This window comes from Kitasatospora sp. NPDC004240 (assembly GCF_053603215.1).
Window position 1 is genome coordinate 20601 of the sequence record NZ_JBSGFD010000086.1, and the last position, 13514, is coordinate 34114.

Sequence of the window (13514 nt, forward strand, 5' to 3'; positions counted from 1 at the left end):
ATCCTGGCCGGGCGGCGCCGCCGCGCGCCCACACACCGCGAGGAGCCGAGCATGTCCGGACAGTTCGAGGCGATCGTCGAGGTGGCACGGCCCGTGGAGGTGGTCTTCGCCTACCTGGCCGACGGCCGCAACGATCCCCGGTTCAGCCCCCGGGTCCAGGAGATCGCCAAGAGCCCGGACGGTCCGACCGTCGTCGGCACGGTCTTCCGCAGCACGGTGAAGGACGCCGGGGTGCGCACCTCCCGCGAGTTCCGGATCACCCGCCTGGAGGAGCCGCGAACGATCCGCTGGAGCGAGCAGAGCCGGAACCTGATCACCGCCGAGGGCGGGTACGACCTGGAGCCGCTGCCGAACGGGCGGACCCGGGTGCGGGTCTTCAACACCCTGGAGGGCCACGGGATCGGCAAGCTCCTGGTCGGCCCGGCGCTGCGCGCGGCCCGCAAGGACGCCCCCGGCTTCGGCCGGCGGATCAAGGCGGCGGTCGAGCGGTCCTGAGCAGCCGGCTCCGCCGGACGCCCGGCCGGGCGTCCGGTCGACCTCCGGTGAGACCCGGCAGTTCACCGAGGCCGTCAGTCGATCCGGGCGGGGTGGGTCGGCGGCCGGGGGAGCGCGACATGGCCGCGGTCGCCCGGGCCGATCCGGTGCTGGAATCCGGGGCGCCGGCGAGCGTCGGGCGTGAGGCGCGGCCCGTCGCGGGTCTGCTCGTCGTGGGTGGCGAGGACGGAACCGCTCACCGCGTCCAGCCCTCGGGGCCGGGGCGGAGCGCCATGTAGCCGTCCAGCGATCCGAAGCCGAGGGAGTGGTAGAGCGGGGCGCCGGCCTCGGTGGCACGCAGCTCGATGGAGCTGCACCCGGCTGACTTGAGTGCGTCGATGAGGGCCTCGGTGACGGCCCGGGCGTGGCCGCGACGCCGGTGGGCGGGGTCGGTGGCGACCGTGTGGACGCGGCCCCACAGCCCGCTGGGGTGGGTGGGGCCGCGGTAGCCGTGGTAGACGATGCCGATGGCACAGGAGGCGAGCGTGTGTTCATCGGCGGGGACGACGTAGGCGAGCAGATCGGGGTCGGTGCCGAGGCGGGTGCGCATGTCGTCGCGGAAGGTGGAGCGCCACTCGTCGGTGAGTCGGGCGCCGTCGAGGACCGCGACGCGCAGGCGCAGCAGCTCGTCGGCGTCCTGAGGACCGGCGGGGCGAACGGTGGGACCGGGCACGGTGCTTCCTCTCGGGGGCGCTCAGTGAGGCAGGTGCGGTGGTGGCGGGGGGTCCAGGCGCACGAGGTGACGGTCGGTTCCGCCGTCCGGCCGGTGCACGGTCCGGTAGGCGTACGGGACGGTGCTCTCGGGGAACGTGACGACGCCCTCCTCCACGACGGTCTGCTGCTCGGCGATGGCGTGCAGTCGGGCGTCGGTGTCGGCCGGTAGGTGCGGTGCGGGCGGCCGTCGGTGTCGGCCCACCGCGTTCATGCGCCGATCAGGGCGCGTGTCGGTCGCCGCGGGGCGGCGGAGTTGTTCCAGGACGGTGCGGGCGTAGCTGAGGATCTCCTCGTCGTGGTGGTGGTCGAGGGCCCAGCGCAGGGCGGCGGGGCAGTCGACGGCCGCCCAGGCCCGGCACGCCGTCCACTCGTCGGCCGTGAGGTCCCGCCCGTAGCCGGTGAGGAAAGCCGTGCGGAGGTCCGGACGGTGCGGGGTCTGCTGGAGCATGACCCGCATCAGGTCGCGGCGTACGGGCTCCTCGACCTGGCTGCGTTCGAAGTCGATCACGCCGACGACCAGCTCGTCGCCCCGCCGGTGGACGAGCCAGTTCCTCGGGCCGAAGTCGCCGTGGCAGGAGACGGGAGCGGTGTGCGGGGGCTCGGCGCGGGTGGCCTCGGCCAGGACCGCGATGTCCTCCGCCGACAGCCGGGCGTCGCGGGCGCGGTCGAGCGCTCGCCCGCGTTCCTGGTCCCAGGGCAGCCGCTCGCCGACCACGCCGTCGGAGGCCGGGTGGGCGTGGATGTGCGCGGCGAGCAGACCGGCCTGCCGGTAGACCTCACGCTCCTCGGCGGGGTCGAGGGTCGCCTTGATCGCCGGCGTGCCGGGCAGCGCGGTGGTGACGATGAGCAGCGACCGGGCGTCCGCGGCGAGCAGGGTCGGGGCGCGGCCGGGGCCGAGGGCAGGTGCGAGGTGACGGTAGGCGGTGGTCTCGCGCCGGTGCATGAGCGCGTTCTTGTGCCGCTTGGCGAACAGCCGGCTCCCGTCGTCGGCGCGGACCTCCCACACCGCCGGCCGGCCCGTACGGTCCCGCGAGCGCACGCCCAACGGCTCGTACGGACCCGCCGCTCCGCGCAGCAGCCGGTCGGCGTCCTCGGGCAGGACGGGCGCGGTCATGAGCGCGGCTCCTCGCACGTGTGCAGCACCGCGTCGGCGTCGGCCAGGACGAGGTGGACCCCGACGATCAGGGTCGGCGGATCCGTCCCGGGTGCGCGGCGGGCCGGGTCCGCCGGTGGGCCGGTGTCGTTGAGCGGGGTCACGAGGTCCTCCCGGCCGTGTGGTCGGCCGCCGCGGCGAGCAGCGGCAGGTAGTGGTGCATGTAGGGCGGCACCTTCAGGTCGAGCACCTCGTCGAGGGGGACCATGCGCACGGCCAGGCCCTCGTCGCCGAGCCGCAGGTCGCTCTCGGGGCCGTCCCAGACGGCGTGCAGGACCCGGGTGAGCGGGGAGACGAGGTCGTGCTGCGGGCCGGGCACCGGTCGCATCCGGCTGATCTCGATCCCGGCCTCCTCGCGGACCTCGCGGGCCGCGGTCTCCTGCGGGGTCTCGTCGGCCTCCCGCCACCCGCCGATCGGGGTCCAGTGGCCGGGCCAGGCGATGCCGGGCTTGTCGTCGCGGTGGTGCATCAGCAGCCGCCCGGCCCGGTCGGTGACCAGGACCATGATCCCCTCGAAGTCGTCGACCGGTCCGGGTTGTTCGAGGTAGAGCGCCGTTCCGGAGCGGTGGGCGCGCAGGATCCGCAGGAGTCGCCGGTAGCGGTACGGGTCCATGTGGGCGTACCAGTCGTGGGCGGTCTCGAACCGCCACTCGGTGTGCTCGCCCGGGTCGAGGCGGATCCGGGCCTGCTGCTCGGCGGTGAGGACGCCGCCGTCGAAGACGTAGCCGCAGGTGGGGAGCGGGTACTCGGCGCCGGCCTGCTTGTGGATGACGGCGACCAGGCGCTGCCGCGCGATGACCTCGGGGTTCTCCGTGGCGAGGTCGAGGCCGAGCTCCTCCCGGGCCTCGCGCAGGGCGGTGGTGAAGGGGGTCTCGCCGTGCTCGACGTTGCCGCCGGGGAAGCCCCAGACACCCGGGTTGATGGTGGAGCGCATCCCGAGGACGCGCCCCTGCGGGTCGGTGACGAGGAAGCAGCCGTACGAGCTGGGCCGGGCGATGGTGGTGACGTAGCCGCCGACGGGCCGCCAGCCGGGGAGGGCCAGCCGGTCGGTGAGCCACTCGATCACCGCGCGCTGCCCCTCCTCGGTCGGGGGCAGCCGGTCGGCGGGAGCCCACCGGTACTCGTCGTGGTCGGGCGACAGGACGACCGTCGTGCCATCGGGCACGAGGGCGGTGAAGACGAACTGCCGCACGTGCCTCCCCTGCTGGTCGGTGGAGTCGAGCTGGCGTGCGTACTCCAGCGTCAGTCCGGTGAGCCCGGTGGCCTCGGTCAGCCGCCGTGCCGCTGCCTCCGGTACGGGCTCGTCGCCGTCCCGTCCTCCGCCCGGGTACTCCCAGAGGCCGGGCAGGACGTCGTGCGCGGCCCGGCGGATCAGCAGGATCCGGCCGCAGGCGTCGCGGACCACCACGCCGACGCCGATCCGCTCGACGCCTTCGCGGAGGGCCAGGGTGGTCAGCACATCGAAGTCGATCACTGGAGGGGCTCCTTGGTCTCCCGGACCGGTACGGCCCGCCGGGGCGGGAACGCCGGTGCGCTCGTTCTGCGGATCCCAACTGCGGTGGCGGTCATGGAGAACCCAAATAAGTACTCGCAAGGCTTAGTTGATGGCCACTCGCCGCCGTTGCGCGTCTGATGATGGTGCTGTTCGAATGTGTCGCTCAAGCGGATTTCCACTGGGCGATCCCGGGGCGAACAGGGAGTTTTCGAGCACTTCCGAGGGATGCCTCAGCCTCCTCCCACTGCACGAGAAGGGCGGTGGGAAGAACGCCGGAGCCCAGTGCGCAGGCGGCGAGAGCCTGTTCGAACGCGGCCGTCCGGCCCGGGTCCGAGGTGCCCTCGGGGCCCGGGTGGACGAGGGGGCCGCGCGGTGCGTATCCGGCGCCGGGTTCACTCGTCCGGATGGTCAGGTGCCGTACGAGGTTTCGGGTGGTGTGCGTCCCTGGGCGGAAGCGCCGGGGGCAGGGGCGCGGGCCGGTGGTGGGCGACCAACGGGAATCGTCGGGCGACGGGGCCGGTTGGGTGCACGGGTGTCACGTCCGGATGACGGCGATCAGGTGGTTGTGGCGGTCCGGGTCCCGTGGGTCCGGCGGCCGTGGGCGTCGGGCTCACCCGGGCACGCGCGGGAGGTCGGCGAGGTGGCTGGCGTCCAGGGTGGTCATGGCGCCCCGGCCGAACATCGGGCTCACAGCGCGCCTGCGGGCCATGCCGGTCACGCTCATCCGCGTGGTCGAGGGAGGGTCAGGGCGGGCCGCTGATCCTGGCATTCGCAGGTGGTGCCGCCGGGGATGGTCACGCCGGTCCAGGCCCGGTGCCGTCCGCTGGCGAGGGCGTCGGCCAGCGGTTCGGAGTCGACCGCTTCATGCTGGTCCTGGTGGATCCGGAGGGTGACCTCGCCCGCGCCGGAGAGGGCGAGGAGTGCGGCGGGCCACCACAGCGCCGGCGCCGGCCACCAGCGGCAACCGGCCATCGGCTGATCCCGAACCCGAGGCCCGTCAAGAAAGGTACTCTCCATGCGACTTCGCGACTCCGCGTGCGCGCTTCCGGCCGCGGTCGGACTGCTGGCCATGGTCGCTCCGGCAACGCCGGTGGCAGCGGCCACCGTGAGGCAGGCGGACGTCGACGTCCCCGACGGCGTCTACACGCTGTCCAACGCCCTCGGCAGCGGCCCCGCGCTGCTGGACGTCGAGTCCGGTTCGACCGATCCGGGCACCCCGATCCTGCTGTGGCACACCACCGGCGGGGCGAACCAGCAGTGGGTCGTCACACCCACCCCCTCCGGCGTCCACACCCTGCGGAGCGCCAACAGCGGTCTCTGCCTGGACGGTTCCGACCCGCAGGGCACGACTCCGCCGGTGCGGCTCGTCCAGAACACCTGCGACGGCGGCACCCACCAGCAGTGGAAGCTCCAGGCCGCCGGCGACGGCACCTTCACCCTGGTGAACACCGCCAACGGACTGCTCGCCGACGCCGGCGACCCCGCGACGGGCGCCACCGCGACGGGCGGCACCGCGACCGGCGACCCCGCGGCCGACGGCACCGCGGTCGTCCAGCGGCCGCCCACCGGAACGGCGAACCAGCGCTGGAAGCTGACCCGGCTGACCAGGGTCGGCACCTACAGCGCGGGAATGCAGTCCGGCGGACAGGACGCCGTGAAGGCCGAGGGTTACGACCTCGACGGCAGGACCGTCCGCATGGTCGCCCACACCTCGGTGGCCGGAGGACTGCCCCGCGTGCGGCTGAGCAACGTGTACGGCACCGCGCCCCTGACCGTCGGTGCCGTCGGCATCGCGCGGCAGGGCGGTACCGCCGGCACCGAAGTGGCGGGCACCCACCGCACGGTGACCTTCGACGGTGCCACCACCGTCACCATCCCCGCCGGCCGGGACGTCTTCAGCGACCCGGTGTGGACCGGAGTGGGCGCCGACCAGGACGTGCTGGTCAGCGTCCACCTGCCCGACACCCCGTCCGGCGCCGACACCTGGCACCGGGACGCCCAGGACACCACATGGATCGGCGTCGGCGATCACGTCGCCGACCAGGGAACCGCCGACTACGCGCGCACCACCGACCACTGGTTCGTCCTCGCCGGTCTGGACGTGATGTCGTCGACGGCGACCGGCACGGTGGTGGTCGTCGGGGATTCCATCACCGACGGCGCGGGTTCGACGTGGGGCGCGAACCGCCGCTGGCCCGACGGCCTCGGACGGCGGATGGCAGCGGCCTCCGGCGGCGCCCCCAGGGGCGTCGTCGGCGTCGGCATCAGCTTCAACCGCGTGCTCAGCGACACCGGCGACGGCACCAACAAGGCCCTGGTCAGCCGCTTCGGGTACGACGTCCTCGGCCAGCCGGGCGTCAGGGAGGTGATTCTGGTCGAGGGCATCAACGACATCGGCAACGACATCGGCTCCGACGGCAGCGGTCCGCTGACCGCGGCCGATCTCGAGGCCGGGATGCGGAAGGTGATCGACCAGGCGCACAGCGCCGGTGTGAGGATCATCGGCGGGACGATCCCGCCCTATCAGGGCGCCCACTACTACACCGCCCGCGGTGAGCGGATCCGCGCGGCCGTGAACCGGTGGATCCGCACCGGCGGAGCGTTCGACGGGGTCGTGGACTTCGACGCGGCGCTCCGCTCGACCACCGATCCGCTGGCGCTCGACCCGGCCTACGACACCGGCGACCACCTGCACCCCAACGACGCCGGCCTCCAGGCCATGGCGAACGCGGTCGACCTCGGCACCTTCGTGAGCACCTTCGTGCCGTAGCCGAGCGGCCCGAGCGACTGCGACGGCCCCTTCCGCGTGAGCCCGGCGCGATCCCGCGAGGGGCTGCGGCGCACCGGGTACGTCGACGAGCCGTCCTGAGCCCCGGGCGCCCGGCCGTTTCCGTACGGAACGTGAGGGCGGGGCCCGTCCGGTCACCCAGGGCGAAAGTCGGGTAGGGATACGCATGGATCACCCAGCGATCCGCGAGGTCTGCTGGAGGAGTCGCACACCCGGTGCGGACCCCGGTGATCCAGGCAGGTGGTACCGATGTTCAACTCCGGCGAACGATGCGGTGGCGCGGGCGGGCACATGCCGCGGACCGCGATCTACCTCCGCTGCTACCCCGCCGACCTCTCCGGTCTGGACTGCCACCGGCGCGCCCTGGAGGACCTCGCCCGGGCGACCGGCCTGCCCGAGCCGCGGCTGTTCCTGGACAACGGACGGCGCGCCGGCGACGAACTGCCCGCCTGGGAGGCGCTGCTCGCCGCGGCCTCGGCCGGGTGGATCGACACCGTGCTGGTGCCGGGGCCGTTCGTGTTCGGCCTGGACCGGGGGAGGGCCGACGCCATGGTGGAGAGTCTCGCCCGGCGCGGCTGCCGGGTGGTCGACCTGCCGTCCCGCGCCGCCCGCACCGCGGCCTCCCGGGCCACCGTCGCCCCGCTGGTCCCCTCCGGGCGGCTCGCGTCGTAGGCGCGCCGGTCGGCGCCGCCGTCGACCTCCTGCACCACCTGGAGCTGCTGCCGGAGCTGAAGGTCCGCGGATCCTGCGGCGGCTGAGGCTTCCGGACCACATCGGGGGTTACGGCAGGTTTGAACCCGCGCGCGCTGAGCACACGCGATCAGCGAATCAAGGGTTCATCGGAACCGAGGAGGCCCCCATGATCATCCTTGGTGTGATCCTGCTGATCATCGGACTGCTGACCGGGATCGGCTTTCTCTGGACGATCGGCATCGTCCTTCTCCTCATCGGCCTGATCCTGTGGGTGATGGGCATGGTCGGCCACGCTGTGGGCGGCCGCAGCCACTACTACTAGCCACCCCCGCATCACGGCTGACCCGGCGCGCCGGCCCCCGGCGCGCCCGGGGTTGACCACCCCGGGCACCACCTGTACGCGGATCAACCCGCCGACCTGTTCACGGATCAACCCGTCGACGCTCCCACACCCGTGGCACGGAGCGCCGATGTTTCAGTGCTGGTGCCCCTCGTCGTGCCCGGCGGTGGGCGACGTGGCCGGCGCGGGGGCGGCGGGAGCGGTGGTCGGGGCGGTCGCGGCGGGAGTGCCCACCGGGGGAGTGCCGGCCGCGGGGAGGGTGAACGCGGCCGTGTGGACGGTGTCCTGGTGCTTGAAGTCCAGGAACAGCCGGTACTCGCCGCCGCTGGGCGCGGTGGTGGTGAAGGAGACGGCCGGTCCGCCGGTGGCGCCCTCGCCGTCGGGGTGGACGTGCAGGTAGGCGAGGTCCCCGGCGCGCAGCGCGACGAGGTGGCCGGCGGCTCCGAGGTACGGCTGGAGGTCGGTGACCGGGCGGCCGTCGCGGCTGACGGTGAGGGTGAGCCGGCCGGCCCGCCCCGGGGTGAGGTCGCCGTCGAGGGTGACGGTGTAGCCGTCGACGGTGACGGTCCGTCCGGTCGACGGCAGCGGGGCCGGGCGCAGCTCGCCGGCGGCGTGCAGGTCGGCGCCCAGGGTGAGGCCCTCGGTGGCGGCGGCCGGGGTGAAGTCGGCGAAGACCCGGTACTCCCCGGCGGCCGGCAGTGCGACGGGCGCGCTCCAGGTGCCGTCGGCGGCGCGGACGGGGTGCAGGTGCTGGAAGGTGGCGAGGTCGCGCGGGGCGACGATCAGGTGCAGTTCCTTCTCGTGTGCCGTGCGGTACTCGGTGACCGGGCGGCCGTCGGGGCCGAGCACCCGGAACCGCAGTTCGGTCGGTGCGCCGGCGGTGACGAAGGTGTTCTCCAGGCCGAGCGTGTAGCCGCGTTCGGAGATCTGGAGGCCGCCCGGCAGGTGCTCGGCGGCGGCAGGGGCGGCAGGGGCGGCTGGGGTGGCGGCGGTGGCGGTGGGCGCGGGGGTGTGCCCGGCGTGGGCGGCCGTACCGGCCCGTGGCGCTGGTGCGCCGCCGTCCCCGGTGGCGTGGCCGACGCCGTACGAGGCGCCGAAGACGGTGGCCACGCCGGCGACGAAGGCGGTGATCTTCAGGGCGGTGTTCATGACGGGCTCCTCGGTGGTGGCGCGGGTGGGACGGGACGGGTGATGACCCGGGCGGCCTCGGCGGTGACGTTCTCGATTAGATACCCCCAGGGGGTATTGATGCAAGACGTCGGAGCGGATTCTTGACACCCCTGGGGGGTAGTACGGCTACGCGACCGGGCCGTGGTCCACCGGGCAGGCCGTGCTGAACCGCTGCCGGTAGGCGGCGGGCGAGATGGCCAGCGTGCGCTGGAACGCGCGCCGCATGGTCTCGGCCGAACCGAAGCCGGAGCGCCGGGCGACCGCCTCGGTGTCGGCGTCGGTCTCCTCCAGCAAGCGTTGGGCGGCGCGCACCCGGACCTGTTCGACGTAGCGGCCGGGAGTGACGCCGAGGTCGCGGGTGAAGGTCCGGGAGAAGTGGCGCGGGCTCATCCGGGCCCGTTCGGCCATCCGCTCGGCCCGGTGGTCGCCCGCCGGGTCCTCGGCCACGGCCCGGAGCACCTCGTTCAGCCCTCGGTGGCCGACGTCGGCGGGGCGGGCGGTGCCGGCGAACTGCGCCTGTCCGCCGGGACGGCGCAGGTACACCAGGAACAGCTTGCCGATCCGGCGGGCGAGCGCGGCGCCGTGGTCCTCCTCGATCAGGGCGAGCGCGAGATCGATCCCGGCGGTCGTCGCCGCGGCGGTGGAGACGTGTCCGTCCCGCACCACCACCGCGTCCGGGTCGACCCGGACCGTCGGGAACAGCGCGGCGAGGTCGGCGCACGACGACCAGTGGGTGGTGGCCCGCCGGCCGTGCAGCTGCCCGGCGGCGGCGAGCACGAACGCGCCGGTGCAGACGGATGCCACCCGCCGCGACTCCGACGCCAGCCGCCGTACCTGGTCGACCAGGTCACGGGAGGCTCCGGAGGCGTCGGTGACCACCGTCTCGTCGCCACCGGCCACCACCAGCGTGTCCACCGGTCCGGCGACGGACTCCAGCGCGGTGTCCACCGCGATCCGCACCCCGCCGGAGGTGCGCACCGGGCGGCCGCCGGGCGAGGCGACCCGCACCTCGTACCCGCCGGTCAGCCCGGCGGCCTCGCCGAACACGTCCAGCGGCCCTGCCAGGTCGAGCATCTGGACGCCGTCGTAGACGGCGATCACCACGAGGCGGACGGGGGCGGGTGCGGTTCCGGTGGCCGGGCTGTCGATCATGCGAGCCATCGTGGTCCGTCGGGCGCGGTGGCCGCAATGACGTCGACCCCACCGATCCGGCCATCGTGGCGCGCCCGCCGCCCGTCCTCCGCCCCGGCCGCCGCACCGGCGTCCGGCACGCGGATTCCGCCTTCCGCGTGGTGTCCGGATCCGTGGGCCGGATGTCGTTGCGGCCGCTCCGGGCCTGCCGCGAGGGTGGTCTCCCGTTGGCGCCGACGAGCTGTCCCGCCCCTGCCTCCCGACTGTCGGCGCGGAGGATGACCATGGATTCACCACGGGTGCCCGGTGGCCTGCCGGAACCTCGCGAGGGCGCAGATCCGCTCTTCCACTGGCTCGCCCAGAGCGGCCGCGGCCGTGTACGGGGCGGTGCCGAAGTGCTGTCCGCCACCGGCCTCGCGGGTCTGGACTGGTTGGCGGTGCGCGGCCCGGTCGCGGAGGTCGCGGCCCTGATCCGTACGCTCCGGCCGGCTCCGGCGCCCGGCTGCCTGCTGGTCGGGGAGCCGGCGCTGGTCGGGCGACTCGCCGCGCGGATGGGCCTGGCCGAGCCGGAGCCGTTGGTCCTGATGGTGACCGACGGGCCGCCGCCACCTGGTCGGGCCGGCGGGGAGGACGCCGCGCACTGGCTGCCGGCCGGGCGGCTGGCGGAGGTCGACGCCCTGCTCGATGTCGCCTTCCCGACCTCGCTGGCCCGGCCGGGCGGTGCCGGGGTCCGCCGCTGGGCCGGCATCCGCGCAGGCGGTGACGGGCCGCTGATCGCGGTGTCGGCGGAGGCGTGGAGCCGGCCGGACCTGGGCTTCGTCGGCGGGGTGGCCGTGCATCCGGGGCACCGGGGCCACGGGCACGCGGCCGAGGTCTGCGGGTTCGTCCTGCGGGAGCTGCTCGCCGAGCACGGCCGGGCCGCGCTCTTCGTGGACGGGCGCAACGGGCCCGCCGTCGCGCTCTACCGAAGCCTGGGCATGTGGGGCCACCCGCTGGCCATGGTGTCTGTCCGCCCGTAGGAGGCCCCGGCTTCGAGGAAATCCCGGGCGAGGGTTGCACCTGATACCCCCCAGGGGTATAAATCTCTGCAAGGCGATACCCCAACCGGGTATCGATCGACCAAGTAGCACCTCACCGGAGGAACCCATGTCCTGCTGCTCCCCCGAAGGCACCTGCTCCACCGCCACCGCCACCATCGAGGCGCCCTCGCCGGTCACCACCGTCTACACCGTCGCCGGGATGACCTGCGGCCACTGCGAGCAGGCCGTCGGCAAGGCGCTCTCCGGCCTGGCGGGCGTCACCGCCGTCGCGGTGGACGTCCGGGCCGGCCTGGTCACCGTCTCCGCCGAGGCCGACCTGGACGACGCGGCCGTGGCCGCCGCGATCGACGACGCCGGCTACGAGCTCACCGGCCGCGCCTGACCCGGCCACCCCGCCCCGCCCGTACGGCCCCGGGGCCGCGGGTAACCCCCCAGGGGGTATCCGCGGCCCGGCGCCGGCACCCATCCCCGCATCGACTTTCCCCGCATCGACCACGAGGAGCTCAGATGACCACCCAGGCCCCCGCCTCCACGGAGGTGGAACTCGCGATCGGCGGCATGACCTGTGCCTCGTGCGCCGCCCGGATCGAGAAGAAGCTCAACCGGATGGACGGGGTCGAGGCCACCGTCAACTACGCCACCGAGAAGGCCCGGGTCCACGTCCGGGACGGCGTGGACGTCGCCGACCTGATCGCCACCGTCGAGGCCACCGGCTACACCGCGACCGTGCCCCGCCCGGCCGTCACCGAGACCGCCGACGCCGGTGCCGGGGCCGGGGCCGGGGAGGAGACGGGCGAACTCGCCCCGCTGCGCCAGCGCCTGATCACCTCGCTGGTGCTGGCCGTCCCGGTGATCGCGATGGCGATGGTGCCGGCCCTGCAGTTCGACAACTGGCAGTGGCTCTCCCTCACCCTGGCCGCCCCCGTCGTCACCTACGCCGCCTGGCCCTTCCACCGGGCCGCCTGGACCAACGCCCGGCACGGCGCCGCCACCATGGACACCCTGGTCTCGCTCGGCACCGGCGCCGCGTTCCTCTGGTCGCTGTGGGCCCTGTTCCTCGGCCACGCCGGGATGCCCGGCATGCGCCACGGCTTCGAGTTCACCATCGCCCGCTCCGACGGCTCCTCCAACATCTACCTGGAGGCCGCGGCCGGGGTGACCGCCTTCATCCTCGCCGGCCGCTACTTCGAGGCCCGCTCCAAGCGCACCGCCGGCGCCGCCCTCAAGGCCCTGCTGGAACTCGGCGCCAAGGACGTCACCGTCCTGCGCGACGGCCAGGAGGTCCGCATCCCGACCGCCCGGCTCGCGGTGGGCGAACTGTTCGTGGTCCGGCCGGGTGAGAAGATCGCCACCGACGGGATCGTCGAGCAGGGCGCCTCCGCCGTGGACGCCTCGATGCTCACCGGCGAGTCCGTGCCGGTCGAGGTCACCGTCGGCGACCCGGTCACCGGCGCCACCGTCAACGCCGGCGGACGCCTGGTCGTCCGCGCCACCCGCGTCGGCGCCGACACCCAGCTCGCCCGGATGGCCAAGCTCGTCGAGGACGCCCAGAGCGGCAAGGCCGCCGCCCAGCGCCTCGCCGACCGCATCTCCGCCGTCTTCGTCCCCATCGTCATCACCCTGGCCCTCGCCACCCTCGGCTACTGGCTCGGCACCGGCGAAGGCTGGGCCGCCGCGTTCACCGCCGCCGTGGCGGTGCTGATCATCGCCTGCCCCTGCGCCCTGGGCCTCGCCACCCCGACCGCGCTGCTCGTCGGCACCGGCCGCGGCGCCCAGCTCGGCATCCTGATCAAGGGCCCCGAGGTCCTGGAGAACACCCGCCGCGTCGACACCGTCGTCCTCGACAAGACCGGCACCGTGACCACCGGACGGATGGCCCTGCTCGCCGTCCACACCGCCGAGGGCGTCACCGAGGCCGAGGCGCTGCGCCTGGCCGGCGCCCTGGAGCACGCCTCCGAGCACCCCATCGCCGCCGCCATCGCCACCGCCGCCGCCCAGAAGGTCGGCGAACCGCCCGCCGTCGAGGGCTTCCAGAACGTCCCCGGCCTCGGCGTCCAGGGCGTCGTCGACGGCCACGCCGTCATCGCCGGTCGCGAGGCACTGCTCGCCGACTGGTCCCAGTACCTGCCGAAGTCGCTCGCCGAGGCCAAGCGGGCCGCCGAGGCCGCCGGACGCACCGCCATCGCGGTCGGCTGGGACGGCGAGGCGCGGGCCGTCCTGGAGGTCGCCGACGCCGTCAAGGACACCAGCGCCGAGGCGATCACCCGGCTGCGCGCCCTCGGCCTGACCCCGATGCTGCTCACCGGCGACAACACCGCCGTCGCCCGGGCGGTGGCCGCCGAGGTCGGCATCGCCCCGGAGCACGTCATCGCCGAGGTCCTGCCCGAGGACAAGGTGGACACCGTCAAGCGCCTCCAGGCCGAGGGCCGCATCGTCGCCATGGTCGGCGACGGCGT

At 74.3% G+C, this 13514-nt stretch carries 15 protein-coding genes; 7 read left to right on the forward strand and 8 right to left on the reverse strand.

Annotation, left to right across the window (positions count from 1 at the left end; translation table 11 throughout):
- Positions 1–51: 51 nt before the first annotated feature.
- Positions 52–495 (forward strand): SRPBCC family protein, encoded by a 444-nt coding sequence (locus ACWEQL_RS23160; protein ID WP_452152200.1) that lies wholly within the window; start codon positions 52–54, stop codon positions 493–495.
- A gap of 74 nt (positions 496–569) precedes the next feature.
- Here the strand turns inward: ACWEQL_RS23160 and ACWEQL_RS23165 are convergent, their stop codons facing one another.
- The 6 genes from ACWEQL_RS23165 to ACWEQL_RS23190 all read right to left on the reverse strand — a co-directional run bounded on the left by ACWEQL_RS23165 (position 570) and on the right by ACWEQL_RS23190 (position 4868).
- Positions 570–734 (reverse strand): hypothetical protein, encoded by a 165-nt coding sequence (locus tag ACWEQL_RS23165; RefSeq protein WP_452152201.1) that lies wholly within the window; start codon positions 732–734, stop codon positions 570–572.
- Positions 731–1207, reverse strand: coding sequence for a GNAT family N-acetyltransferase (locus ACWEQL_RS23170; protein ID WP_452152202.1), 477 nt, complete (start codon positions 1205–1207; stop codon positions 731–733). The genes ACWEQL_RS23165 and ACWEQL_RS23170 overlap by 4 nt, the downstream gene beginning before the upstream one ends.
- Positions 1208–1228: 21 nt before the next feature.
- Positions 1229–2362 (reverse strand): phosphotransferase family protein, encoded by a 1134-nt coding sequence (locus ACWEQL_RS23175; RefSeq protein ID WP_452152203.1) that lies wholly within the window; start codon positions 2360–2362, stop codon positions 1229–1231.
- On the reverse strand, positions 2359–2505 hold the full coding sequence (locus ACWEQL_RS23180; RefSeq protein WP_452152204.1) for a hypothetical protein: 147 nt from the start codon (positions 2503–2505) through the stop codon (positions 2359–2361). The genes ACWEQL_RS23175 and ACWEQL_RS23180 overlap by 4 nt, the downstream gene beginning before the upstream one ends.
- On the reverse strand, positions 2502–3875 hold the full coding sequence (locus tag ACWEQL_RS23185; protein ID WP_452152205.1) for an NUDIX domain-containing protein: 1374 nt from the start codon (positions 3873–3875) through the stop codon (positions 2502–2504). The genes ACWEQL_RS23180 and ACWEQL_RS23185 overlap by 4 nt, the downstream gene beginning before the upstream one ends.
- Positions 3876–4616: 741 nt before the next feature.
- Entirely contained in the window at positions 4617–4868 is a 252-nt protein-coding gene (locus ACWEQL_RS23190; RefSeq protein WP_452152206.1) for a hypothetical protein, read from the reverse strand.
- A gap of 43 nt (positions 4869–4911) precedes the next feature.
- On the opposite strand from ACWEQL_RS23190, the gene ACWEQL_RS23195 reads away from it, so the two are divergent.
- From ACWEQL_RS23195 to ACWEQL_RS23205, 3 genes are all read left to right on the forward strand, one after another.
- Entirely contained in the window at positions 4912–6666 is a 1755-nt protein-coding gene (locus ACWEQL_RS23195; protein WP_452152207.1) for an RICIN domain-containing protein, read from the forward strand.
- A gap of 267 nt (positions 6667–6933) precedes the next feature.
- On the forward strand, positions 6934–7356 hold the full coding sequence (locus tag ACWEQL_RS23200) for a hypothetical protein (protein ID WP_452152208.1): 423 nt from the start codon (positions 6934–6936) through the stop codon (positions 7354–7356).
- Positions 7357–7543: 187 nt separating this feature from the next.
- Positions 7544–7699, forward strand: coding sequence for a DUF6131 family protein (locus ACWEQL_RS23205; RefSeq protein ID WP_452152209.1), 156 nt, complete (start codon positions 7544–7546; stop codon positions 7697–7699).
- Positions 7700–7852: 153 nt separating this feature from the next.
- On the opposite strand, the gene ACWEQL_RS23210 is transcribed toward ACWEQL_RS23205, so the two are convergent.
- Both ACWEQL_RS23210 and ACWEQL_RS23215 read right to left on the reverse strand, forming a co-directional pair.
- The gene (locus ACWEQL_RS23210; RefSeq protein ID WP_452152210.1) at positions 7853–8866 is read right to left on the reverse strand and encodes a hypothetical protein; all 1014 of its coding nucleotides are present in this window, start codon (positions 8864–8866) and stop codon (positions 7853–7855) included.
- 147 nt (positions 8867–9013) lie between these two features.
- Positions 9014–10039, reverse strand: coding sequence for a GlxA family transcriptional regulator (locus ACWEQL_RS23215; RefSeq protein WP_452152211.1), 1026 nt, complete (start codon positions 10037–10039; stop codon positions 9014–9016).
- 374 nt (positions 10040–10413) lie between these two features.
- On the opposite strand from ACWEQL_RS23215, the gene ACWEQL_RS23220 reads away from it, so the two are divergent.
- From ACWEQL_RS23220 to ACWEQL_RS23230, 3 genes are all read left to right on the forward strand, one after another.
- A complete protein-coding gene (locus ACWEQL_RS23220) occupies positions 10414–11037 on the forward strand; it encodes a GNAT family N-acetyltransferase (RefSeq protein WP_452152212.1) in 624 nt (207 codons plus the stop codon).
- Between the two features lie 127 nt (positions 11038–11164).
- Positions 11165–11440, forward strand: coding sequence for a heavy-metal-associated domain-containing protein (locus tag ACWEQL_RS23225; protein ID WP_452152213.1), 276 nt, complete (start codon positions 11165–11167; stop codon positions 11438–11440).
- 125 nt (positions 11441–11565) lie between these two features.
- On the forward strand, positions 11566–13514 hold a 1949-nt coding region (locus ACWEQL_RS23230), incomplete at its 3' end, for a heavy metal translocating P-type ATPase (protein WP_452152214.1).